Raw genomic sequence first — 265 nt, forward strand, 5'->3', positions numbered from 1 at the left:
GCACGGCAATGGCGATGCCGAAGAGGCCAGCAAGACCATAGGAGGCCAGAATGCCCGCGATGATGACGATCGCCGGAAGCGCCGTCGATTCCATCGAGATCGCGAGGCCCTGAATGACGTTGGTACCATGTCCGGTGACGGAGGCGTCAGCGACCGAGCGCACCGGGCGATAGTTGGTGCCGGTGTAGTACTCGGTGATCCAGATGATCAGGCCCGTCACGGCGAGACCGACGATGCCGCAGAAGAACAGGCTGCCGCCCGAGAA

At 63.0% G+C, this 265-nt stretch carries 1 protein-coding gene; it reads right to left on the reverse strand.

Going from position 1 to position 265, the window contains the following annotated elements; genetic code table 11:
• Positions 1-265 (reverse strand): sodium/proton-translocating pyrophosphatase (locus CH341_RS32730; RefSeq protein ID WP_146604790.1); only part of this gene is annotated, 265 nt, incomplete at both ends.

The organism is Rhodoplanes roseus, assembly GCF_003258865.1.
Taxonomy (GTDB): domain Bacteria; phylum Pseudomonadota; class Alphaproteobacteria; order Rhizobiales; family Xanthobacteraceae; genus Rhodoplanes; species Rhodoplanes roseus.